Genomic DNA, 22,500 nt, shown 5'->3' on the forward strand with positions numbered 1-22,500 from the left:
CGCATTGACCCGCACCGCACGGGCGCGCGACACGCGCGGCCCGTGCGGTTGCACAAGAAGAAAGGATTGTCATGTCCAAGGAATTTGACGTCGTCGTGATCGGCGCCGGCCCCGGCGGTTATATCGCCGCGATCCGCGCTGCGCAGCTCGGCAAGACGGTTGCGTGTATCGAGAAGTGGAAGAATCCGGCCGGCGCGCTGAAGCTCGGCGGCACGTGCCTGAACGTCGGCTGCATCCCGTCGAAGGCGCTGCTCGCATCGTCGGAAGAGTTCGAGAACACGTCGCACCATCTGGCCGACCACGGCATCACGGTCGACGGCGTGAAGATCGATGTCGCGAAGATGCTCGGCCGCAAGGACGCGATCGTCGAGAAGATGACGAGCGGGATCGAGTTCCTGTTCAAGAAGAACAAGATCACCTGGCTGAAGGGCCATGGCAAGTTCACCGGCAAGACCGACGCCGGCGTGCAGATCGAAGTGAGCGGCGAGGGTGAAACCGAAGTCGTCACCGCGAAGAACGTGATCATCGCGACGGGCTCGAAGGCGCGTCACCTGCCGGGCATTCCGGTCGACAACAAGATCGTGTCGGACAACGAAGGTGCGCTGACGTTCGACTCGGTGCCGAAGAAGCTTGCCGTGATCGGCGCAGGCGTGATCGGCCTCGAGCTCGGCTCGGTGTGGCGTCGCCTGGGTGCCGAAGTGACGGTGCTCGAAGCGCTGCCGGCCTTCCTCGGCGCAGCTGACGAAGCGCTCGCGAAGGAAGCAGCCAAGCTGTTCAAGAAGCAGGGCCTCGACATCCATCTCGGCGTGAAGATCGGCGAAGTGAAGACGACCGCGAACGGCGTGTCGATCGCCTACACGGACAAGGACGGCAACGCGCAGACGCTCGACGCCGACCGCCTGATCGTGTCGGTCGGCCGCGTGCCGAACACCGACAACCTCGGGCTCGAGGCAATCGGCCTGAAGGCGAACGAGCGCGGCTTCATCGACGTGGACGACCACTGCCGCACGGCGGTGCCGAACGTGTACGCGATCGGCGACGTGGTGCGTGGCCCGATGCTCGCGCACAAGGCGGAAGACGAAGGCGTGCTGGTCGCGGAAGTGATCGACGGCCAGAAGCCGCACATCGACTACAACTGCATTCCGTGGGTGATCTACACGTACCCGGAAATCGCATGGGTCGGCAAGACGGAGCAGCAGCTGAAGGCGGAAGGCCGCGAGATCAAGTCGGGCAAGTTCCCGTTCTCGATCAACGGCCGCGCGCTCGGCATGAACGCGCCGGACGGCTTCGTGAAGATGATCGCTGACGCGAAGACCGACGAACTGCTCGGCGTGCACGTGATCGCGGCGAACGCGTCGGACCTGATCGCGGAAGCCGTGGTGGCGATGGAATTCAAGGCGGCGTCGGAAGACATCGCCCGTATCTGCCATCCGCACCCGTCGATGTCGGAAGTGATGCGCGAAGCGGCGCTCGCCGTCGACAAGCGCTCGCTGAACAGCTGAGCGCGGTGTAGCGCCGGCCGGCCATCGGCCGGCGCAGCCGTCTCATGACGAGGGCGGGCGGGTTTTCCCGTCCGCCTTCGTTTTTTCCGGTTTGCCCGATGAACGTCACCGAATACTACACGCGCGAACTGACCACGCGCGGCTATCAGTCCGATCCCGCACAGCGCGCGGCCGTCGATCGCCTGCAGCAATGTTTCGACGAGTGGGTCGAGTACAAGGCGCGCCGCTCGAACGCATTCAAGAAGCTCATCAATCATCCCGACCTCCCGCGCGGCGTCTACATGTGGGGCGGCGTCGGTCGCGGCAAGAGCTTCCTGATGGACAGCTTCTTCGCGGTCGTGCCCGTGCAGCGCAAGACGCGCCTGCATTTCCATGAATTCATGCGTGAAGTGCATCGTGAGCTCGAGGAGCTGAAAGGGCAGGCCGATCCGCTCGACGAACTCGCACGGCGCATCGCGAAGCGCTACCGGTTGATCTGCTTCGACGAGTTCCATGTGTCGGACATTGCCGATGCGATGATCCTGTACCGTCTGCTCGACCGCCTGTTCAACAACGGCGTGCAGTTCGTGATGACGTCCAACTACGATCCCGACGACCTGTATCCGGACGGCCTGCATCGCGACCGCATGCTGCCGGCGATCGCGCTGATCAAGTCCAAGCTCGACGTGCTCAACGTCGACGCGGGCGTCGATTATCGCCAGCGCACGCTCGCGCAGGTGAAGATGTATCACACGCCGCTCGGCGCGGATGCCGATCGCGAATTGCGGCATGCCTTCCAGAAGCTCGCTGCCGTGCCCGACGAAAGCCCGCTCCTGCATATCGAGAAGCGCGAGCTGAAGGCGCTGCGCAAGGCGGACGGCGTCGTATGGTTCGATTTCGCGACACTGTGCGGCGGCCCGCGTTCGCAGAACGACTACCTCGAGCTGGCGAGCCGCTTCCACGCGATCGTGCTGTCCGAGGTGCCGCAGATGTCGCCGCGGATGGCGTCCGAGGCGCGGCGCTTCACGTGGCTCATCGACGTGCTGTACGACCACAAGGTCAAGCTGCTGATGTCCGCGGCAGTGCCGGCGGAGCAGTTGTATATCGAAGGCCCGATGGCCAACGAGTTTGCGCGTACGGTCTCGCGAATCGTCGAGATGCAGTCGAAGGAATACATCGAAACGCCGCGCCGCATCGTCGATACGTCGCTCACCTGAGTGCGATTTCCGGCAATTGACGGGATTCAAACGTCAATTCCGGTCAAATTAACGCAATCTCAGGGTATTTTCGGATTTGTCTTATATTCATGGTTGAGGTGAGCCGATATCGTTGTGTCATGGTTACTAAGGCTGGAGATGTCCATGACACCGTATCGCGATCTCACCGACCAACAGTGGCGCTGCGTTGCGTCGCTTCTGCCCGAAATGCAGCCGCGCACCGAGTTGCGCGGCCGGCCGTTGGCCAATACGCGTGCCGTCCTGAACGGCGTGCTTTGGGTAATCTACAGCGGCGCAACGTGGTCGGCCATGCCGCGTCGTTACCCGTCGTATCAAACCTGCCATCGTCGCTTCAAGGTCTGGCATGAGACGGGCACGTTGATGAGTGTCATGCGTGAACTCTATGGCGACGCAGGCGTGAATCTGTGCAACGAGTTGTCCACGCGCATGCGCAAGCACACGCAATCGAAGGCGGCGGAAGCACGCAGCAATGCGACGCCCGCGTATCGTGCACCTGGCAGCTATGCGTCGGACGCGCTGAAGCACGCAGCGTGATGTTCGTCAGTTCCACCCACGCACGCACCAAAACAAAATCGGCCTGACGACTTCGTCGCAGGCCGATTTTTCATAGAGCCGCGCATTCAAGCGCGAGCCGCGTTATTGCTGGCGAACCCAGGTCTGCGAACGGCCGAGCAGCGACACGCCGATGTAACCGCGCACGACGAGTTTCTGGCCGCCGTCTTCAAGCGTCATCTTGCACTTGTAGACCTTGCCGTTCTCCGGGTCGAGAATGTTGCCGCCGTCCCAGTGGTCGCCTTCCTTTTTCATGGCCTTGATGATCGTCATGCCCTTGATGAGCTGATCCTTGCGCTCGTCCGTGCAGGCGGTGCAGCGGCGATCAGGCGTATCGTTCGCGCCGAGGCCTTTCACGACCTTGCCGGTCAGCGCACCGTCACCGTCCTCGGCGATCTGCACGAGTGCCTTCGGCTGATGCGTGTTGTCGTCGATCGTCTGCCACATGCCGATGGGGCTGTCAGCTTGTGCGAACGTGGGAGCTGCGCATGCGAGCAGGGCACCGGCGATGGCGATAGCACGCAACGGGCGGGTCAGTTGAATCATTGTCTTCCTCCTTGTTTTGCATGTCTGTTCGATTCGCTCGCACGACCGTCTGCATGGGGCGGGCATGTTGCGAGCTTCGCCAGAATACGTGAAACCGTGCGCCACGTTTGATAGAGGGGACTCTAATCGAAACAGCCCGCGTGGCGCGGGCTGTTTGGTGACCGATCAGTTGAGCTGATATGAGAATGCGGCGTTGATGCGCGGGCTGCGTGACGCGCTTTCGACGGGTGCGTCACCCACCGGTTTCGCGACGTTCAGGTCGAGGCTGTAGAAGCGGCTGTCGGTGAGCCGTACGCCGATGCCGACCGACGACATGCGGTTCGGCGATGGCGTGCCCGCGTGCAGGTACACGCGCGCCATGTCGTATGCGATGTACGGCGTGATCGATTTCAGATACGTCCAGCCCGGCGTGAAGCTGCGGTTCACTTCGAGGGACATCCCCCAGCCCGAGTCGCCCGACGTTTCGCCCGGTTGGTAGCCGAGCGCGTAACGGGTCGAGCCGAACGAGATCTGTTCGGACGTCGGCAGCGAGTCGGGACTGTATTGCCCTGTCAGCGACACCGACGTGCCGATCCGGAACGGCCATTCGTTCGTCTGCGTGAAGGTCGCGCCGGTGCGAACGAAGGTCAGCGAGATCGGGCTGTCCACCGACGTCGTCGTCGTGCCGACGGTGATGTCCTGCGCTTTCGACGCGCCGAGGATGTTGAAGCCCTTCGCGACGTTGACGCTCAGCTTCTGTACCTGTTTCGGCTGGACGCTCGTGTAGTCGAGCTGCATCTGCAGCACGCGGACTTGCGAACGCGTATCGATGCTGTTGCCATTGAGCTTGCTCTGGTAACGGTCTTCGTTGTGCGCTGCGTAGCCCGACACCGTACCGAGCAGGCTGCGCTGGTTGTTCAGCAAGATCGGATAGGATGCCGAAAGACCGAGCTTCTCGTTCTTGACAGTGCGCTCGACGGTCGACGGCAACCCCGGGTTGTCAGTCGGCTTGCCGCGATACGTGCTGGCATCGAGGCGCGTGATCAGGCCGCTGCTGCCGACCGGCAGCGCGCCGCTGAACGCGAAGTAGGTCTGCTTGTCGCGTCCCGGCGGCGCGAGCGCCGAGATGCTCAACTGCTCGCCGAACGATGTAAGGCCGTTTTCGGTCGCGGTGATGAGACCCTGGACGCCCGGGTGGTTGAAGTCGATCCCCGTGCTGACGTTGAACGGCTTGCGATCCACCGCGAGCTCGAGCGTCGTCGCGCCGTCGGTGGTTTGCGGCGGCGGGACGTTCGCCTTCACCGTAAGGCCTGGCAGCAGCCCGAATGTGTTCACGTAGCGCTCGAACGTCGCGCGGCGCAGGGGGCGGTCGGCCGTGATGTGAGCGGCAATTGCGCGAATCTTCGATTCCATTGCACCGGGCTTGCCGGTGACCTTGACGTCCGACACATAGCCTTCGACCACCGTGATGCGCACGACGCCGTTCTCGAACGTCTGCGCAGGGACAAACGCGAACGACAGCGCGAAGCCGCGATCCTGGTACAGCTTCGTCACGCCGTTGGCGGTTTCGATCAGTTCGCCGATCGTGATGTCCTTGCCGACGAGAGGGGTGAAGCGACGCGAGATTTCCTCGAACGGCACGGACTTCACGCCTTCGACCTGGAATGTGGCCGGCGTCAGGTGACGCGACAGCAGCTCCTGCAACTGCGGCGCCTGCGGTGCGACCTGCACGGTCACGTTCGGGCCGGTTTTCGGCGCGTTGATCTGGGGCAGGGAGTCGAGCGGGTTACCGCCGACGCGCGTTTGTGCATGTGCCGTGCCTGCTGCCGCGATGGCGAGCAGCATCATCCATCTGTCGAGTCTGGATTTCATTGTTTTTCCTCGTTGGCCTTGCTCTTCATCTTCTTTGTAATGCCGGCGCGCGACACCAGGGTGCCGCGCGCCGCGTGCCGCAATGCCGGTTGTATTTGTACGGTCGCGCCATCCGCTCCGGCTGCGAAGGTGCGACCGTCCTCCTTACTTGCCAACGCTACCCAGCGTACCCAGCAATCCCGTTACCGGTGCCAGCAGCCCCGTCGAGCCGCCACCCGACGTTGCCGTACCCGTGACGCTGCCAACCAGCGACGTGACCGGTGCGAGCGGGCTCGATCCGCCCGATCCTGCTGCGCCGCCCACGGCTCCGGTGACAGTATTCAGCAAACCGGTGACAGGCGCGAGAGGGTTTGCACTGCCTGCGCCACCTGTTGCGCCGCCGAGCGTGCCCGTGACCGTCGACACGAGATTCGTGACGGGGGCGAGCGGGCCGCCACTGCCGCCCGCCGCGCCGCTCAGTGCGCCGGTGACGGTGGAGACGAGGCCTGTGACGGGCGCGAGCGGGCTGCTGCCCGAACCGCCGGTCGCGCCGCCGAGTGCACCCGTGAGCGAGCCGAGCGGCGTCGAGCCGAGACCCGACAGCAGTCCGCCGAGCGGATTCGTCGAGCCGGAGCCCGACGACGTGCCGTTCTGTACGGTCGCCGTCGAGCCGCCGACGAGGCTCGTGATCAGGCCAGGGATCGGTGCCGCGCCGTTCGGGCCGTTCGGGTTGACGAGGCCACCCGCGTTGGTCACGGTGTTGCCGACCGCGGTGACGAGCTGACCGACGTCGCCGACGAGCGGCTGGCTCGACGTGCCGCCAACCTGCTTGCCGGCCGAGCTGATCGCGCCGCCGACCTGGCCGAGCAGGCCCGAGACGGGTTGGCCGAGTCCGGTCGTCGTGCCGACCTGTTGCGTGACCTGGCCCGCGGTGATCACGAGCGGCGTGATTGCCGAGCTGAGCGGCTGTGTTACCTGCTGCACGGCGCCCGACGACAGCGTCGAGCCGATCGTCGTGCCGGCGGCCGTCAAGCCGTTGGCCACGGTGTCGAGCACGGTGCCGACCGGCGTCGTGACAGGCGCGAGGGGCGCGAGCTGGCCGGTGCCGAGCGCCTTGACCGTCGAGCTCAGGCCGGACACCGTGTTGCTCGTCGCGCCGACCACGTTGCCGAGGCCCGCGACAGTCGTGCCGACCGGATCCTTGGTCGTACCGATCTGTCCCAGCCCGTTGCTCACCGCATCGGCGGCTGCACCGACGATCGTGCCGGTGCTGGAGAGCGTGCTGCCGACACCCTTCGTCACGCCGTCGCCGAGGCCCGGCACGCTGATGTTGCCCACCGTGCTGCCGAGGTCGGTGGCCGTCTGGCCGACCGTGCTGACCACACCCTTGGTGCCGGTGGACGTGCCGCTGGTGCCGCTCGTGCTTGGCGTACCGCTCGTGCTCGGGTTGTTATTGTTGTTACTGCTGGTCGGCGGCGAGCTGACGCCGCCGCCGCCGCAGGCGGCCAGCAGGCAGGCGGCGGCGAAGGCCGTGAGGGGCGCGCGCCACTGGCGCAGGGCGGCTGTCGTGAGAGAACGTTGCTGGGACATGATGGACTCCTCGCTGTCTTGTCGATTGATGGATGTTGGTTTACTTGCCGTGCGTGCCGCCAAGCAGGCCGCCGATCAGCGACGTGACGGGCGAGAGCAGATTCGACGACGAACCCGAGTTCGTGACGGCGCCCGTACCGCCGGTCAATGCCGGTGCGCCGACCGCGCTGGTTACCGTGGACACGACGTTCGTCACCGGGGCGAGCGGGCTGCTGCCGCCTGCACCGCCCGTTGCGCCGCCGAGTGCGCCCGTTACCGTACCGAGGAGACCCGTGACCGGGGCCAGCGGGCCACCGCTCGTGCCGCCCGTTGCGCCGCCAAGCGCACCCGTGACCGTGGAGACGAGGCCGGTGACCGGGGCGAGCGGGCCGCCGCTGCCGCCTGCTGCACCGCCAAGCGCACCCGTGACCGTGGAGACGAGGCCGGTGACCGGGGCGAGCGGGCCGCCGCTGCCGCCTGCTGCACCGCCGAGCGCGCCCGTGACCGTAGAGACGAGACCGGTGACCGGAGCGAGCGGGCCGCTGCCGCCACCCGCTACGCCGCCGAGTGCGCCCGTGACCGTGGAAACGAGGCCGGTAACCGGGGCGAGCGGGCTGCTGGCGCCACCCGTTGCGCCGCCGAGCGTACCCGTGACCGTCGTGAGGAGACCCGTGAGCGGTGCGAGCGGGTTGGTCACGCCGCCGGTGCCGCCCGTGAGCAGACCGCCGACGGCCTTCACGGTGTTGCCCGTCGACGAGACCGTGTTGCCAAGGCCGGTCGTGACAGGGTTGCCGCCCGCCGACGCGAGCAGGGCGCCAGCCTGGTTCAGGCCATTGCCGACCGTGCCGAGGAGCGTGTTGACGGGCGCGCCGAGGCCGGTCGCGGTGCCGATCGTCTGGGTCGTCTGGCCGACCATCGTCGTGATCGGCGTGATGGCCGAGCTGACCGTCTGCGTGACCTGCTGGATCGGACCGGTCGACAGTGCGTTGGTGAGGGTGGTGCCGCCGTTCGATACGGCGCCGCCGAGTGTCGACACGAGGCCGCCGACGGCGCCCGTGACCGGTGCCAGCGGCGTCAGCGGGCCGCTGCCGAGGCTCGAGACCAGGTTGCCCGTCTGCGTGACCGCGCCGCCGAGCTGGTTGACCACGCTGCCCGTGCTGGCGAGTGTGGTGCCGAGCGGATCCTTCGTCGCGCCAAGCTGGCCGAGACCGTTGCCAAGGCCGTTGCCGAGTGCGGTCACGGCGCCGCCAACGCTCTGCACGACGCCGCCTGCGGCTTGCGTGGTGGCCGGGTTGACACCCGGCAGCGACTGATTGGCGATGACGGAGCCGAGGCCCGAGACGGTTCCACCGACGCCCGTGAGGATGTTGCTGCTGCTTGCGAGGACAGTTCCCACTGCGTTCGACGACACTCCCGAGGTGCCGCTCGTGCCCGACGTACCGCTGGTGCCGGAGGTGCCGCTCGTGCCCGAGGTGCCGCTGGTGCCGGACGTACCGCTCGTACCGGACGTACCGCTGGTGCCCGAGGTACCGCTAGTGCCGCTCGAGCCCGACGTACCGCTCGTGCCGGAGGTGGAGATCGTATCGCCGCCGCCCGAGCTCGAGCCGCCGCCGAGGCCCTGGCTGATGGAGCCGGAACCGCCGCACGCGGAGAGGGAGAGCATGGCTGCAACGGTGGCCGCGATCAGAGTCGTCCGGAACACGCCATGGGGGATAACCTTAATGTCCATTTTGTCCTCGCATTAGAAATGTGTTGTGAACTTCGTTGTGTTGAGTGGTGCGAGGACTACTCTGCAACTGTCGTGCCATTTCGATGCTCGCCGGTTCGGCAACAGGATTTAAACGGCGCAATTCCTTGTCGGAAAAGGAAGTTATGGAAATTGAAAGATTGTTGAATCTGTTTAAGGACAGACGAATGAGAACGGTTTCGAGCGTTTCGTAACGTAACGTCACAACATTGGCGTTACGCGTGCGCCGTAACGTGGGGGCCGCGCAGGCGTGGTGGACGAGGCAATTGTTTTACTGGTGGATTAGGTGTGCACATCTAACCTATCGTAAATCCTATGTGTAAGTCGTACCGAAACGCCGTACAAATACGTTGTGCTCCTGGCTATTTTTTCGATCCGTGTCGTTGAAAGAGGTTGGAATTTAAATGGGATCGGATATAGAATCCGAAGCAGATGTAAGCAAATGTACGGTTCGGTACACAACGTTCGAGGAGGGTCGCTATCGCGAATGTTAACTTGCATCAAATGTTGAGCCATGCCCCTCAGGGCAATCTATAAAGAAAGTGCACCCGATTGTCGCTACAGCAGATGTGGCGAACAGAGCGGGGCAACCGGCCAGATATGCGGGGACGTATACGTATAAAAGGCCAAAGAACGTAAATACAGGCACGAGGAATAAAATGAAAGCAATGATGATTCGCTTCCTCCGGGAAGAAGACGGGGTTACCGCGATCGAGTATGGTCTGATTGCGGGTCTGATTGCAGCCTTGATCATCGGTAGCGTCACTACTATCGGTACCAAGATCTCGGCGCTGTTCTCCACGATTGCCAGTACGTTGCCGACCGGCTGATCTTCGGTAGCTCGATGGGTGGCGAGCGGTCCGTTTTCGCGGCCCGCTCGCCCTTACGTCGACATGGTCGGTCGATCGCGATATGGCACATCTTCTCAGCACCAGCATTTTTTTTGCCTGGGCGACGCTCGTTGCCGCCGGTGATATTCGATTTCGGCTTGTTCGAAATGCGCTTGTCGTCGTCGGACTCCTGGCGGCGCTTGCCAGTGCATTGGTCAATGCAAATCCGTTTGGTATTTCAGTCGAGCAGGCATTGATCGGCATGCTCGTCGGATTCGTGAGCTTTTTCCCGCTATTTGCATTTCGCGTCATGGGCGCGGCGGACGTGAAGGTGTTCGCGGTTCTCGGCGCGTGGTGCGGTTTGTCGATACTGCCGTGGCTGTGGGTTGTCGCCAGCCTTGTGGCCGGTATCCATGTCCTCGCGCTGATGACGCTGTCCCATACGCCGCTGGGCGCGCTGTGGTCGCGCGGTTCGCCGACGTTCGCGCTCGGTGCGCGGCGGGCGACGCCGTATGCGGCCTGTCTCGTCGCTCCTGCAGCGATATGGCTGGCCTATCTCGTCGTTACCGGGGGAGCACAATGAAGCGACAGTGCCAGCCGCGGTCGTGGCGGCGCCAGCAGGGGGCGACGGCGGTCGAATTCGCGCTGGTGTTTCCGCTGTTCTTCCTGATCATGTACGCGATCGTGACGTACGGGCTGATCTTCGCCGTTCAGCAGGGCTTGACGCTCGCTGCGACCGAGGGTGCGCGCACGGCGCTGAATTATGTCTACGAGTCCAACGGATCGGGGACGCAGGCACTGGCGGACCGGGCGAAGGCGGCACAGTCGACGGCGATCGGGCTCACGACGTGGCTGGCCAACGTTCAGATTCCGACGCCGGTGTCGGGGGCATGCAGTTACGACGCAACCATGTATTGCGTGACGGTCACGGTGACGTACCCGTACAAGACCAACCCGCTGGTTCCGTCGCTGCCCCTGCTCGGACTCGTTACGCCGACGCAGTTGACCGGCACGGCAACCGTGCAGATCAACCCGGCAACCATTTTATGAAACGGACGCCGGGCAGCGCGCGGTAACGGGTGCAAGCGGCGTTCGCATATCGACATAACAACATTTACGGCACTCGACATTCACCATGGGCAACAACTTGACGAAGATCATCGCCGGGCTGCTGATTGCGCTCGCCGTGCTGCTCGGGATCTATGCGTGGATGCTCGGTCGGGCGCCGGCCCATCCGCCGGCTGCGGCACCCGCCGTCGCGACGGTGCAGGCGGTGCCGGTGGTCGTTGCGACGCGCCTGTTGCCGGCCGGTCAACCGATTCCGGCCGATGCCCTGAAGCTGGCCTCGGCACCCATGATGCCGACCGGCGGCTTCAGCGATCCGTCGCTGCCCGTCGGTCGTATTCCTGCGAACGACATTCTTGCCGCCGCGCCGGTCGTCGAGGGCGGCTTGACGTCCGGGCTGGCGAACCAGGTGGCGCCCGGCGAACGCGCGGTGGCCATCAAGGTCGACGAGACGAACGCGGTCGGAAACCGGTTGCGCCCCGGCAACTTTGTCGACGTGTTCCTGAATTTGCGGCGCGACAATTCGGGGATGGCGCAAACGGGCTCGGAAATTCCCAATTCACAGGCGCGATTGCTGATGTCGAAGCTGCGGATCCTGTCGTTCGGCGACGCGACGCCCGATCGTGACGGCAGCGGCGGCCCGGGCGGTGCGGTACGGACCGCCGTGCTTGCCGTGCCGACGGCACAGGTCGATGCGCTGACGCTCGCGGAAGCAAGCGGCCGGCTGACGCTTGCACTGCGCAATCCGCGCGATGACGAAGTCGCGACGCAGACGGTCGCGATCCGCACTGCCGGTGACCTGACGCCCTCCGGGCAGGCGGCTGCCGGCGTGTGGCTCGATGAACTTTCGGGCGGGCGGGCCCGCAATACGCCCCGCGTGCAAGCGCCGGCGACGCGGGCGCCGCGCGCACCGATCGTCGCGCGCGAAGGCGGGAGCAACATTGAAGTGATTCGGGGTGGGCGAACCGAAACGGTCGCTTATTGACAACCTAAACACGGTCATCGACAGCAGTAACGGAAGGGAGAAGGCCGTATGACGGTCTCCGACACAATGACAAGAAAACTGATTGCATACGCGATTGCCATCTGGGCCATGACCTTCGCCGTGTTGGCCGGGGCCGCCGGCACAAACGGGTCGATCGATCTGGCGGTCGGCTCGCAGCGACAAGTCGCTGCCGGCCGCACGCTGCAACGGATCGCGGTAGGCGATCCGTCGGTCGTCGACGTGCTGGTCATGAAGGGCAGTCGCGCCGGCAATGTGCTGCTGGTTGCGAAGGCACCGGGTTCGACGAATGTGATGCTGTGGGAGCGCGGTCGCGACGAGCCGACCGTGTGGAACGTCAACGTCGTCGATGCGGCCGCACAGGCCGTGCTGGACGGCGCGGGGCCGTCCGTGAAGGCGTATGGCGGTGCGGCAGTCGTATCGGGCGCGGCAGCCTCGCTTGACGCGCACGAGCGGGCAGTTGCCGTCGGCAAGCGGATGGGCGGCAAGGATGCGGCGGTGATCGATGCCTCGACGATCGGCAACCGGAACGTCGTGCAAGTCGACGTCCGGGTCGTCGAATTCAGCCGTTCGGTGCTGAAGGAAGCGGGGCTGAATTTCTTCAAGCAAAGCAACGGATTCGCTTTCGGCGCATTTTCACCGGGCAGTCTCCAGTCGGTGACCGGCGGGGGGACGGGCGCATTCCAGGCGACGGGCGGCATTCCGATCGCGTCCGCGTTCAACCTGGTGGTGAATTCGGCGGGTCGCGGCATCTTCGGCAATATTTCGATTCTCGAGGCGAACAATCTGGCCCGCGTGCTCGCGCAGCCGACCCTCGTGGCGTTGTCCGGGCAAAGCGCCAGCTTTCTCGCCGGTGGCGAAATTCCCGTGCCGGTGCCGCAGGCGCTCGGCTCGACGGCGATCGACTGGAAGCAGTACGGCGTCGGGCTGACCCTGACGCCGACCGTGCTGAGCCAGCGCCGCATCGCACTCAAGGTGGCGCCCGAATCGAGCCAGCTCGACTTCCAGCATGGCGTCACGATCAACAGCGTCTCGGTGCCGGCGATCACGACTCGCCGCGCCGACACCACGGTCGAACTCGGCGACGGGGAAAGCTTCGTGATCGGCGGCCTGATCGACCGCGAAACGATGTCGAACATCAACAAGGTGCCGGTCCTCGGCGACCTGCCGATCATCGGCGCCTTCTTCAAGTCGCTGAACTATCAGCAGAACGACAAGGAACTGGTGATCATCGTGACGCCGCATCTCGTTGCGCCGATCGCGAAGGGCGCGCCGTTGCCGACCACGCCGGGCGAACTGTCCGAACAGCGCGATGGTCCGGTGTGGCGGTCGTATCTTGGCGGTATCGCATCACCCGATGCGGCGCCCGGATTTTCGAAATGAATGCGGGACGAGATGTCGCGCGATATGTAACCGAGGGTGTTCAACATGAACGCGAGAACCCTGTCGTTGGCTGAGCCTGCCGTGACCGATTATTTCGTGTGCGCATCGCAGCAGGACGAGCATGCCCGCTGGCTGGGCGAGACACTCGTGTCGGCCGGCACGGTGGAAGCCTTGTCGCTCGAACCGGGCGCGCTGAGCCAGCGCATCACGGGGCTCAATCCTGCGATCGTCTTCATCGATTTTTCCCATGCGCACAGCGCGGCGAGCGCTGCCGCGGCTGCCGTACGGCTGGCCCATCCGGGCCTGCCGGTCGTCGCGCTCGGCATGCTCTCGGAACCGGAAAGCGCGCTGGCCGCACTGCGCGCCGGTGTCCGCGATTTCATCGACGTGTCCGGTAGTGCAGAGGATGCATTGCGGATCACCCGCGGGTTGCTGGAGCATACCGGCACCGAACCGGCCAACCGGCACGGCAAAGTCGTTGCGTTGCTCGGCGCACGCGCGGGGATGGGCGTCAGCACGCTCGCCGCGAATCTGTCCGTGTGGCTGCACAAGCGCACGGGTTCGGCCGACCCGGAAGGCGGCACGCCTGCATTCGGCGTCGCCACGCCTCACGCGCGGCAGACGGCGCTGGTCGATCTCGGGCTTCCCGCGGGCGACAGTGCGTTGTTCCTCAACACACGCTGCGAATTCCATTTCGTCGAAGCCGTGCGCAACCTGCGGCGCATCGACCGGACGTTCGTCAATACCGCGTTGACGCGCCACGCGAGCGGCGTCGCGCTGACCACATTGCCGCCCAATCTCGCCGACCTGCGCGACGTGTCGTACGCCGCGTGCGTCGGGCTGTTGAACCGGCTGCGCGCGTTCTTCGATCAGCAGATCATCGATCTCGGCGGATTCACGAACCATGAATTCGTTGCACAGATCACGGCGGTGGCCGACGAAGCGTGGCTCGTGTGCGACCAGGGTGTCGCGTCGATCGTCTCGGCGGTCGACCTGCTGGAAGGGCTGCGCGATGCGGGCGTCGACATCGGCAAGATTCGTCTCGTCGTCAACCAGTACGACGCGACGCTGAGCCTGACGCCGGCCCAGATCGCAGAGCGGCTCGGCATTTCGCACCTGGCGACGCTGCCGGCGCGTCGTGTGGCAATCGGCCAGGCGGCCAACCAGGGGAGGCTGATCGTCGATACGGCCGAACGCGATCCGTATGTGCGTGCCCTCGAGCCGCTCGCAGATCGACTGGCAGGCCCGGTCTCCGCAGGCCAGCGCAGCGCATTGGGCTTGTCCGCCCTGAAGCGTTTCATTCAACCTTCGTCCAGGCGATCGTAAGCGATGGCACATGACATCCAATTTGCCGACGGCGCAGCGCCGTTCTCCCAGTCGCAGCAGTTTCACGACATCAAGAATGCCGCGCACGAGCATCTGCTGACGCGCATCGAGGAACTCGGCGCCGAATTCGGCCGTTGGTCGCGACAGGCGATCAACCAGTTCGTCGATCTGGAAATCGACAGCTTCGTGCGCCTGCGGCGCATCCCCCTGAACGAGACCGAGGTCAGGGCGATTGCGGAGGCGCTGACGAAAGAGCTCGCCGGGTTCGGTCCCATCGAGGACCTGCTCGCCGATCCGCTCGTCGAGGACATCCTGATCAACGGCTACAACGACATCTACGTGTCGCGCCACGGCATCCTGGCGAAGCTGCCGATCCGTTTCACCGACAACGCGCACCTGCTGCGGATCGTGCGCCGCATTCTCGCGCCGATCGGCAGACGTCTCGATGAGTCGAACCCGATGGTCGACGCGCGGCTGCCGGACGGCGGACGCGTCAACGTCGTGATCGAGCCGCTGTCGATCGACGGGCCGGTCGTATCGATCCGGAAATTCCGCAAGGACCCGCTGAAACCGGCCGACCTGCTCGCCAACGGCACGTTCAATACGGAAATCGGTACGCTGCTGGAAGCGGCGGTCGAGGCGCGCTGCAACATCCTCGTGTCGGGCGGCACAAGCTCCGGCAAGACGTCGCTGCTCAATGCGCTCGCGTTTCACATTCCCGAGCACGAGCGGGTCGTGACGATCGAGGACACGGCCGAGCTTTCGCTGAATCACCCCCATGTCGTGCGTCTCGAAAGCCGCCCGGGCGGGTTCGACGGCAACGGCGTCGTGACGATCCGCGACCTGCTGCGCAATACGCTGCGGATGCGGCCGGATCGCATCATCGTTGGCGAAGTGCGCGGCGGCGAGGTGCTCGAGATGCTGCAGGCGATGAATACTGGGCACGACGGATCAATGGGCACCGTCCATGCGAGTTCGCCGCGCGAGTGTCTGTATCGCCTCGAGATGCTGGCCGGTTTCGCGGGGTTCCAGGGAACGGAATCGAGCCTGCGTCGGCAGATCGCGAATGCCATCGACTTCATCGTGCAGATCGGCCGGCTGTCGAACGGCCGGCGCCGGATTCTTTCGATCACCGAAGTGACCGGTCTGTCGGACAACATCATCGCGACCCAGGAGCTGTATCGCTATGAGGCGCGCGTGACGCCCGAGGGCGAAGAGGTCGACAACTGGGAGTCGCTCGGCATTCATCCGCATTCGCCGAAGCTCGCACGCTTCCGTCAGTCGCTGCAGGCCGCCGGCTTTGGCGGTGGCGGTGGCGGCGGTGGTTTCGGTGGCGGATTCGGCCGCGGGGGCGGGGGTTTCAATGTATAGCCTGATGGCCGGCGCGCTTGCAATGGCGCTGCTTTGCGTTGCTGCCGCGTTGATGCTGTGGCGGCATGGCGAGGCGAAACGCGGCCGCGCCGACGTGCAGCGCTTCATCGATAGCCGCATCGAACCGGCCGCGCGGGCGGCGGGGGCGATTCAGCGCGACGCGCGGCCGGCGCCGCACGTCGCGTCAGCGCCCGGCGCGGCGCGCGCGCAATCCGCCACACCGGCTTCGCGCTGGGCACACTGGCGCGAGTACGCGACGGAATACCTCGCCAATGTGGCAAGTCGTGCGGGGATCGAGGATGCACGCGGCAAGGCGCTTCTTGCGCTACTGGGATTGGCCGCGGTCGGGCTCGTCGCCGGTAACCGGGGCGGCTGGCTCGCTTGCATCGCCGCGCTCGTGTGCGGCGCGTCGCTGCTCGCGTTCTGGCTCGTGTCCCGCATTCAGCGGCGGCGCCTGACGATCGTGCGCCAGTTGCCGTCGTTCCTCGACGGCATCGTACGTCTCGTCACGCTCGGCAACAGCGTGCCGGCGGCGTTCCAGGCTGCGCTGCTGACGACGGAGGCGCCGTTGCGCGGGTGTCTGGACCACGTATCGCGGATGTTGCGCACGGGGGTCGAGATCGACCGTGCGATGGGGCATATCGCGAGCGTCTATCAGACCAAGGAGTTCGAACTGGTCGGGTCGGTGCTGCGGCTCTCGGTCCGGTACGGCGGGCGCGCTGACGTCATGCTCGACCGGATGTCGACGTTCATGCGCGACCTCGAGCAGGCCGAGCGGGAGCTGGCTGCGATGTCGTCGGAGACCCGGTTGTCCGCGTGGGTGCTGGTCATGTTGCCGATTGCGATCGGCAGTTTCGTGATCGCGACGAATCCGCTCTATCTCCAGTCGATGTGGAACGACTACACCGGCCGTCAGCTGTTGTTCATCGCCTTCATGCTGCAGTTCGCGGGCGGGATCTGGTTGTACCACATGGCCAAACTCAGGTGACGGCATGACAGCCAATCAACTCGGTTCGCTCGCACTGGCTCTCGGCGCACTCGGCGTCGTGCTGCTGGCACTGCTCGCGGTGCGCCGCGCGGGTGCGCAGACGCGCAGCGACCGCACGCTGTCCAGTGCGCTCGAGCGGCGCACCGCGACGCTGGAGGCAACGGGTGCGCGGGCCGCCCAGCAGTCCGATGAATCCCGGCCGAATCCGGTCGGGCGGGACGCGGGGGCCAGGCCGTCGTTCGTCGTGCAATGGCTGGACCGCCTGTCGATGGTCGGGACGCGCCTGCTCGATACCCGTCTGGGCCGGTATCTCGTCGCCGACGAAGATCGGCTGCTGCTGGAGCAGTGCGGCTACGCCGACACGCGCACCCGCGGGCTGTTTCTGAGCGCGCGGCTCGCCTGCGCGATCGTCGTGCCGTTGCTGTTCCTCGTGCTGATGGGCCCGCAGCTGACCGGCGCGCAATGGCGGGCCGGCGGAGGCATCGCGCTCGTCACCGGTTTCATGTTGCCGAAGCTCTACCTGCGACGTCGTGCTGCACAGCGCAGGCAATCCGTGATCGACGAACTGCCGCTGCTGGTCGACATGCTTCGCTTGCTGCAGGGGGTTGGATTGTCGCTCGACCAGAGCATCCAGGTCGTGACGAACGACTTCAAGGGGATGATGCCCGTGCTGTCGCTGGAAATGGAAATCGCCCAGCGGCAATTCGCTGCCGGCCGGACGCGCGAGCAATCGCTTCAGCGGCTGTCGTCCGGTTTCGAGAACGAGGATCTGCGTGCGATCGTGCGGCTGCTGATCCAGGTCGACAAACACGGCGGCGCGGTACAGGAGCCGCTCAAGCAGTTCGGTGACCGGTTGCGCGAGGCACGCCGCGCGATGCTGCGCGAACGGATCGGCAAGCTGACGGTGAAGATGACGGGCGTGATGATCCTGACGTTGCTGCCGGCGCTGCTGATCGTGACGGCCGGGCCGGGAATGATCTCGGTGTTGCGCGCGCTGAGCCAGGCGCAGCCCTGATGCCGGAAAGCCAAGGAAGCAAGATGAGACGCATCGATGAATTCGTGAAAGTGGCCGGCGTGCTGGCGATGGTGGGCCTGCTCGGCGCATGCTCGGCGTTCAAGGAAAGCGGGTACGGCGTCGGTCCGCAAGCCGAGCGCGCGGCGCTGATGGACGCGGCGGCGCAGAAGCAGGCGGCGCCGGATACGCCCGGCATGTATCTCGGCCTGATCGAGCGGATGCAGTCGCAAGGGCTGTATTACGCGTCGCTGGCGCATATCGACGCATACGAAAAACAGTACGGCGCATCGCCGCAGACGATCCTGCTGCGCGCCGATGCCTTGCGCATGACGGACCAGCCCGCCGCGAGCGCCGCGGTGTATACGCAGTTGCTCAACACGACGCTCGCCGCGCGCGGCTATCGCGGTCTCGGGCTGATTGCCGGCGGCGCGGGCGATTTTCCGCGCGCCGCGCAGGCGCTGTCGCAGGCCACCGTGCTGGCGCCGACCGATGCGTCGACGCTTTCGGATCTCGCCTACGCGAAGCTGCGCTGCGGCGATGTCGAGGGAGCGCGCATTCCATTGATGAAGGCTGCCGAACTCGACCAGAGCAACCCGAAGATCATCAGCAACCTGGTGCTGTACCTGCTCGCATCCGGCCGGACCCACGATGCGCAGAAGCTGATGGCGCAGCAGAAGCTGTCGACGGACGTTCGCAACGACATCCGCAACGATGCGACGAGAATCACCGCGGCGGCACGCACGTGGCGTCGCGCGTCCCAGGTGCCGGCTCCGGTTTCCACGCCGATCGGTTCGGGGAGCGTGGTCGACGTGTCGGGCTCGGATGTCGCGAAGCGTCCGTCCCCGGTGGCGAACATCCAGGGATTCGATCCGACTGCGCCGTTGCTGCAGCGGTTTGCACAATGAAAAAGGCATTGGGGGGAACTGACATGACGAACAACAAGAATCCTGGTCGCGTGGCACGTGTGTGCCAGGGTGTCGCGCTTCTCGTGCTCATGGGGGCCGCGACCGCGGCGTATAGCGATCAGCCGGCGCCCGACGCGTCGGAAATCGGTCATGCAACGAACGCACTGCTGGCGTTCCAGCGTGACGGACGTGCGGCCGGACCGGCGTTGCCGGTACTGGGCGATACCGCGTCGCTGTCCTATCAACGTTATCTCGAATCGTTCAAGCACAAGATTCCGGAATCGATGGGGTCGCCGGTCAGCTCGAGCGGCAACGGATCGTCCGGCGGGCAGAGTTCATCGCAGTCGTATTGAGCGGAGCCGCGATGAGCATTGCTCGACATGCATCGAACCGGATGGCCGGACCCGGTCGCGCGTCGCCGCGGCGGCAGCGGGGTTCGGTCGTCGTCACGGCAGCAGTGTGGATCCTGCTGTCGATGGTGATTCTCGGTTCGGTCGATATCGGCAACGTCTTTTTCACGCGCCGCGACATGCAGCGCGTGGCCGATCTTGCTGCGCTCGCCGCGGTTCAGAAGCTGGACGACACGTGTGCGAGCGTGACCTCCGTGGCCACGAGCAACGCCACGACGAACGGCTTCACGCTGGACGGCAGCGGCACCACGTCGCTGTCGGCCGAATGCGGTTATTGGGCACCGTCGGCGACCGGGACGGCGAGTTCCTTCTATTCGTCGAAATCGACGGTGCCGCTCGCGACGCAGTTGAATGCCGTGCGGGTGACGGTCTCCAAGACGCTGCCGTATTTCTTCTTCGGGCCGACCCGCACCGTGACCGCCACGTCGACCGCGAAGGCAACCAACATCGATACCTTCTCGATCGGCGCGACGCTGGCCGCGGTGGGCGGCGTCGGCTGCTCGGGCGTGCCGAGCGGGAACCCCGGCCTGGTGAACGCGTTGCTGGGCTCGCTGTTGCAGGGGCAGGGCGGCACGCCGCTGAACCTCAATCTCGTGTCCTATCAGGGGCTCGCCTGTGCGAACGTCAAGCTCGGCGACATCGCCGTCGCGCTGCAGTCGCTGTCGGTCGGCAACGGTACGATCGGCGGACTGGTCAATGCCAACGCGTCGGTCGGCACCTTGCTCAACGCGATGGTGGCGGCCGTCAACAAGACGACTACGCTGGGTACGACGGTGCAGACAAGCGCAACCGGCGCACTGACCACCCTCGCCAACCTGAGCCTGCTCAGCAACACGGCACTCAAGGTCGCCAGCCTGACCGGACAGGGCGCCACGTCGCTGCTGACGCTGGGCCTTGCGAACACGCAGGCGGCGGCGGACGCGACCGTGAACGTGCTCGATCTCGTGATGGCGATGGCGCAGATCTCGCAGGCCGGCAAGCCGGGCGTGGTGATCGGCGCCAACGTGCCGCTGACGCTGCCGAACGGCAACTCGGTTTCGATCGTCCAGTTGCAGGCGCAGGTCATCAGCCCGCCGACCATTGCGGTCGGCGAAGGCGGGAAGGACAAGAACGGCGCGTGGCGGACGGTGGCGACGAACGCACAGGTCGGCCTGTATCTCGTCGTCAACCTGGGCGTGAATCCGCTGCCGGTCGTGGTGTCCGCGAACGTGTATCTGCCGCTTTACGTGCAGCTGGGCGCCGGCAGCGCGACACTGCTGTCGACCAACTGCCTGACGTCGCCGAATTCCGCGACGATCACCGCGCAGCCGAGTGTCGCCAATCTCTGCATCGGCCAGCCGCCGCTCACGGCCGGCAATCTGCTGAACCTTCCGGCGAACTACAGTTGCACGTCGCCGGCCAAGGTGCTTGACGTCCTGGTTCTGTTGGGTGCCGTCGAGGTGTCCGCCACCGTCTCCAACGTGTCCGTGAATCTGGCTGCCAGTCCGGCGACCAATACGTTCTACGGGCGCGGAGGAAGCGATCCATCGAATTACTGGACGACCAATACGAACGCACTGGGTTCGGCGGTAGGTAACGCGCTGGCAGGCCTGAGCCATGCGCAGATCACGCCCACCGTGAGTGTCCTGTTCGGGCTCGTCTCGGTCACGATCACACCGGATTTCCTTTCATCGCTGCTGTCGGTACTGACCACCGTCCTGAGCCCGCTTTTGACCGCGCTCGACGGTATCATCGACCCGTTGCTGGACTTGCTCGGCGTCCAGCTCGGTGCCGCCACGGTGCATCAGATGTCGCTGACCTGCGGCGTCGCGCAAACAGTCAGCAATTAGAGAAGCAAGACCACCCGATGAGAACCACGCCCGCAATCGAAGAGCTCGACCTGTACGTCTGGGAAGGCAAGGCGGACATTGTCGACCGCGTCGCCCGGTGCATGGCGAGCTTCGACGTCGAAGTGATCCGCGCCGACAACGCGGAGATCTCGCCCGAGCGCGCCGCCTTGCGGCCGTCGCTGGCGATCATCAGCGTGACGATGATCGAAATCGGCGCCGCGTTCCTGCGTGACTGGCAGGCCAACATCGGCATGCCGGTCGTCTGGGTCGGCGCGGCGCGCGATCACGACGCGTCGCAGTATCCGCCCGAGTATTCGCACATCCTGCCGCTCGACTTCACGTGTGCCGAACTGCGCGGCATGATCGGCAAGCTCGTCACGCAGCTGCGGGCGCATACGGCCGAAACGTCGCATCCGACCGAACTCGTCGCGCACTCGGAATCGATGCAGGCCCTGCTGCATGAAGTCGATACGTTCGCCGATTGCGACACCAACGTGTTGCTGCACGGCGAAACCGGCGTCGGCAAGGAGCGCATCGCGCAGCTGCTGCACGAAAAACATTCGCGCTACCGGCATGGCGAATTCGTGCCCGTGAACTGCGGCGCGATTCCCGACGGCCTGTTCGAATCGCTGTTCTTCGGTCATGCGAAAGGATCGTTCACGGGCGCGGTTGTTGCGCATAAAGGCTATTTCGAGCAGGCGGGCGGCGGTACGCTGTTTCTCGACGAAGTCGGCGATCTGCCGCTGTACCAGCAGGTCAAGCTGCTGCGCGTGCTCGAGGATGGCGCGGTGCTTCGCGTCGGCGCGACGACGCCGGTCAAGGTCGATTTCCGGCTGGTCGCGGCGAGCAACAAGAAGCTGCCGCAGCTCGTGAAGGATGGCCTGTTCCGTGCCGATCTCTACTACCGGCTCGCGGTGATCGAGCTCAGCATTCCGTCGCTGGAAGAGCGCGGCGCCGTCGACAAGATCGCGCTGTTCAAGTCGTTCGTCGCGCAGGTCGTCGGCGAGGAGCGGCTCGCTCAGTTGTCCGACCTGCCGTACTGGCTGACGGATTCCGTCGCGGACAGCTATTTCCCCGGCAACGTGCGTGAACTGCGCAACCTCGCCGAGCGTGTCGGCGTGACGGTGCGGCAGACGGGCGGGTGGGATGCCGCACGGCTGCAGCGGTTGATCGCGCACGCGCGCAGTTCGGCCCAGCCGGTCCCGGCGGAGAGTGCGGCCGAGGTGTTCGTCGACCGCAGCAAGTGGGACATGAACGAGCGCAACCGCGTCATCGCGGCGCTCGACGCAAACGGCTGGCGGCGTCAGGATACGGCGCAGCAGCTCGGCATCAGCCGCAAGGTACTGTGGGAAAAAATGCGCAAATACCAGATCTTCGACGAGGAGCCCGAGACCCGCGAAAGTGAGTAATTA

20 protein-coding genes are annotated in these 22,500 nt (G+C 65.1%); 16 read left to right on the plus strand and 4 right to left on the minus strand.

From position 1 onward, the window contains the following. Positions 1-71: 71 nt before the first annotated feature. From lpdA to FFS49_RS08070, 3 genes are all read left to right on the plus strand, one after another. Positions 72-1,502: a dihydrolipoyl dehydrogenase gene (gene lpdA / locus FFS49_RS08060; RefSeq protein WP_039358980.1), complete on the plus strand. Its 1,431-nt coding sequence runs from the start codon at positions 72-74 to the stop codon at positions 1,500-1,502. 98 nt (positions 1,503-1,600) lie between these two features. Next, positions 1,601-2,698: a cell division protein ZapE gene (gene zapE, locus FFS49_RS08065; RefSeq protein WP_039358978.1), complete on the plus strand. Its 1,098-nt coding sequence runs from the start codon at positions 1,601-1,603 to the stop codon at positions 2,696-2,698. A 144-nt stretch (positions 2,699-2,842) separates the two neighbouring features. Continuing rightward, positions 2,843-3,253 (plus strand): transposase, encoded by a 411-nt coding sequence (locus FFS49_RS08070; protein ID WP_171026738.1) that lies wholly within the window; start codon positions 2,843-2,845, stop codon positions 3,251-3,253. Between the two features lie 102 nt (positions 3,254-3,355). On the opposite strand, the gene FFS49_RS08075 is transcribed toward FFS49_RS08070, so the two are convergent. The 4 genes from FFS49_RS08075 to FFS49_RS08090 all read right to left on the minus strand — a co-directional run bounded on the left by FFS49_RS08075 (position 3,356) and on the right by FFS49_RS08090 (position 8,945). Next, positions 3,356-3,817: a DUF2147 domain-containing protein gene (locus tag FFS49_RS08075; protein WP_039358973.1), complete on the minus strand. Its 462-nt coding sequence runs from the start codon at positions 3,815-3,817 to the stop codon at positions 3,356-3,358. Between the two features lie 165 nt (positions 3,818-3,982). Continuing rightward, positions 3,983-5,668, minus strand: coding sequence for a ShlB/FhaC/HecB family hemolysin secretion/activation protein (locus FFS49_RS08080; RefSeq protein WP_105816323.1), 1,686 nt, complete (start codon positions 5,666-5,668; stop codon positions 3,983-3,985). Positions 5,669-5,812: 144 nt separating this feature from the next. Beyond that, positions 5,813-7,237 (minus strand): collagen-like triple helix repeat-containing protein, encoded by a 1,425-nt coding sequence (locus FFS49_RS08085; protein ID WP_105816324.1) that lies wholly within the window; start codon positions 7,235-7,237, stop codon positions 5,813-5,815. 40 nt (positions 7,238-7,277) lie between these two features. Beyond that, positions 7,278-8,945: a collagen-like triple helix repeat-containing protein gene (locus FFS49_RS08090; protein WP_137910194.1), complete on the minus strand. Its 1,668-nt coding sequence runs from the start codon at positions 8,943-8,945 to the stop codon at positions 7,278-7,280. 677 nt (positions 8,946-9,622) lie between these two features. Here FFS49_RS08090 and FFS49_RS08100 point away from each other — a divergent pair. The 13 genes from FFS49_RS08100 (at position 9,623) to FFS49_RS08160 (ending at position 22,497) form a co-directional block, all read left to right on the plus strand. After that, positions 9,623-9,793: a Flp family type IVb pilin gene (locus FFS49_RS08100; RefSeq protein WP_046545508.1), complete on the plus strand. Its 171-nt coding sequence runs from the start codon at positions 9,623-9,625 to the stop codon at positions 9,791-9,793. 82 nt (positions 9,794-9,875) lie between these two features. Then, complete coding sequence (locus FFS49_RS08105) at positions 9,876-10,376, plus strand: prepilin peptidase (protein ID WP_105816327.1); 501 nt, start codon at positions 9,876-9,878, stop codon at positions 10,374-10,376. Further along, positions 10,373-10,843, plus strand: coding sequence for a TadE/TadG family type IV pilus assembly protein (locus tag FFS49_RS08110; protein WP_105816328.1), 471 nt, complete (start codon positions 10,373-10,375; stop codon positions 10,841-10,843). Before FFS49_RS08105 ends, FFS49_RS08110 begins: the two co-directional genes overlap by 4 nt. A gap of 85 nt (positions 10,844-10,928) precedes the next feature. Next, positions 10,929-11,843, plus strand: a complete 915-nt coding sequence (cpaB, locus tag FFS49_RS08115) for a Flp pilus assembly protein CpaB (protein ID WP_105816329.1) — start codon at positions 10,929-10,931, stop codon at positions 11,841-11,843. 66 nt (positions 11,844-11,909) lie between these two features. Next, positions 11,910-13,244 (plus strand): type II and III secretion system protein family protein, encoded by a 1,335-nt coding sequence (locus FFS49_RS08120; RefSeq protein ID WP_105816384.1) that lies wholly within the window; start codon positions 11,910-11,912, stop codon positions 13,242-13,244. Positions 13,245-13,289: 45 nt separating this feature from the next. Continuing rightward, complete coding sequence (locus FFS49_RS08125; RefSeq protein ID WP_105816330.1) at positions 13,290-14,570, plus strand: fimbrial protein; 1,281 nt, start codon at positions 13,290-13,292, stop codon at positions 14,568-14,570. A gap of 3 nt (positions 14,571-14,573) precedes the next feature. Continuing rightward, positions 14,574-15,941, plus strand: coding sequence for a CpaF family protein (locus FFS49_RS08130; protein ID WP_105816331.1), 1,368 nt, complete (start codon positions 14,574-14,576; stop codon positions 15,939-15,941). After that, complete coding sequence (locus tag FFS49_RS08135; RefSeq protein ID WP_171026739.1) at positions 15,934-16,929, plus strand: type II secretion system F family protein; 996 nt, start codon at positions 15,934-15,936, stop codon at positions 16,927-16,929. The genes FFS49_RS08130 and FFS49_RS08135 overlap by 8 nt, the downstream gene beginning before the upstream one ends. A gap of 4 nt (positions 16,930-16,933) precedes the next feature. After that, positions 16,934-17,944 (plus strand): type II secretion system F family protein, encoded by a 1,011-nt coding sequence (locus FFS49_RS08140; RefSeq protein ID WP_105816332.1) that lies wholly within the window; start codon positions 16,934-16,936, stop codon positions 17,942-17,944. Positions 17,945-17,967: 23 nt separating this feature from the next. Then, on the plus strand, positions 17,968-18,849 hold the full coding sequence (locus FFS49_RS08145; protein ID WP_105816333.1) for a pilus assembly protein: 882 nt from the start codon (positions 17,968-17,970) through the stop codon (positions 18,847-18,849). A gap of 23 nt (positions 18,850-18,872) precedes the next feature. After that, positions 18,873-19,202 carry a DUF3613 domain-containing protein gene (locus FFS49_RS08150; RefSeq protein WP_047850983.1) on the plus strand — a complete coding sequence of 110 codons (330 nt, stop codon included), beginning with the start codon at positions 18,873-18,875 and terminating at the stop codon, positions 19,200-19,202. A gap of 11 nt (positions 19,203-19,213) precedes the next feature. Continuing rightward, positions 19,214-21,088: a TadG family pilus assembly protein gene (locus tag FFS49_RS08155; protein WP_105816334.1), complete on the plus strand. Its 1,875-nt coding sequence runs from the start codon at positions 19,214-19,216 to the stop codon at positions 21,086-21,088. Between the two features lie 17 nt (positions 21,089-21,105). Beyond that, positions 21,106-22,497, plus strand: coding sequence for a sigma-54 dependent transcriptional regulator (locus FFS49_RS08160; protein ID WP_105816335.1), 1,392 nt, complete (start codon positions 21,106-21,108; stop codon positions 22,495-22,497). The last annotated feature ends 3 nt before the right edge of the window (positions 22,498-22,500 follow it).

The sequence above is a fragment of the Burkholderia sp. 4NA327C6 genome (assembly GCF_005502655.1).
Classification (GTDB): domain Bacteria; phylum Pseudomonadota; class Gammaproteobacteria; order Burkholderiales; family Burkholderiaceae; genus Burkholderia; species Burkholderia contaminans.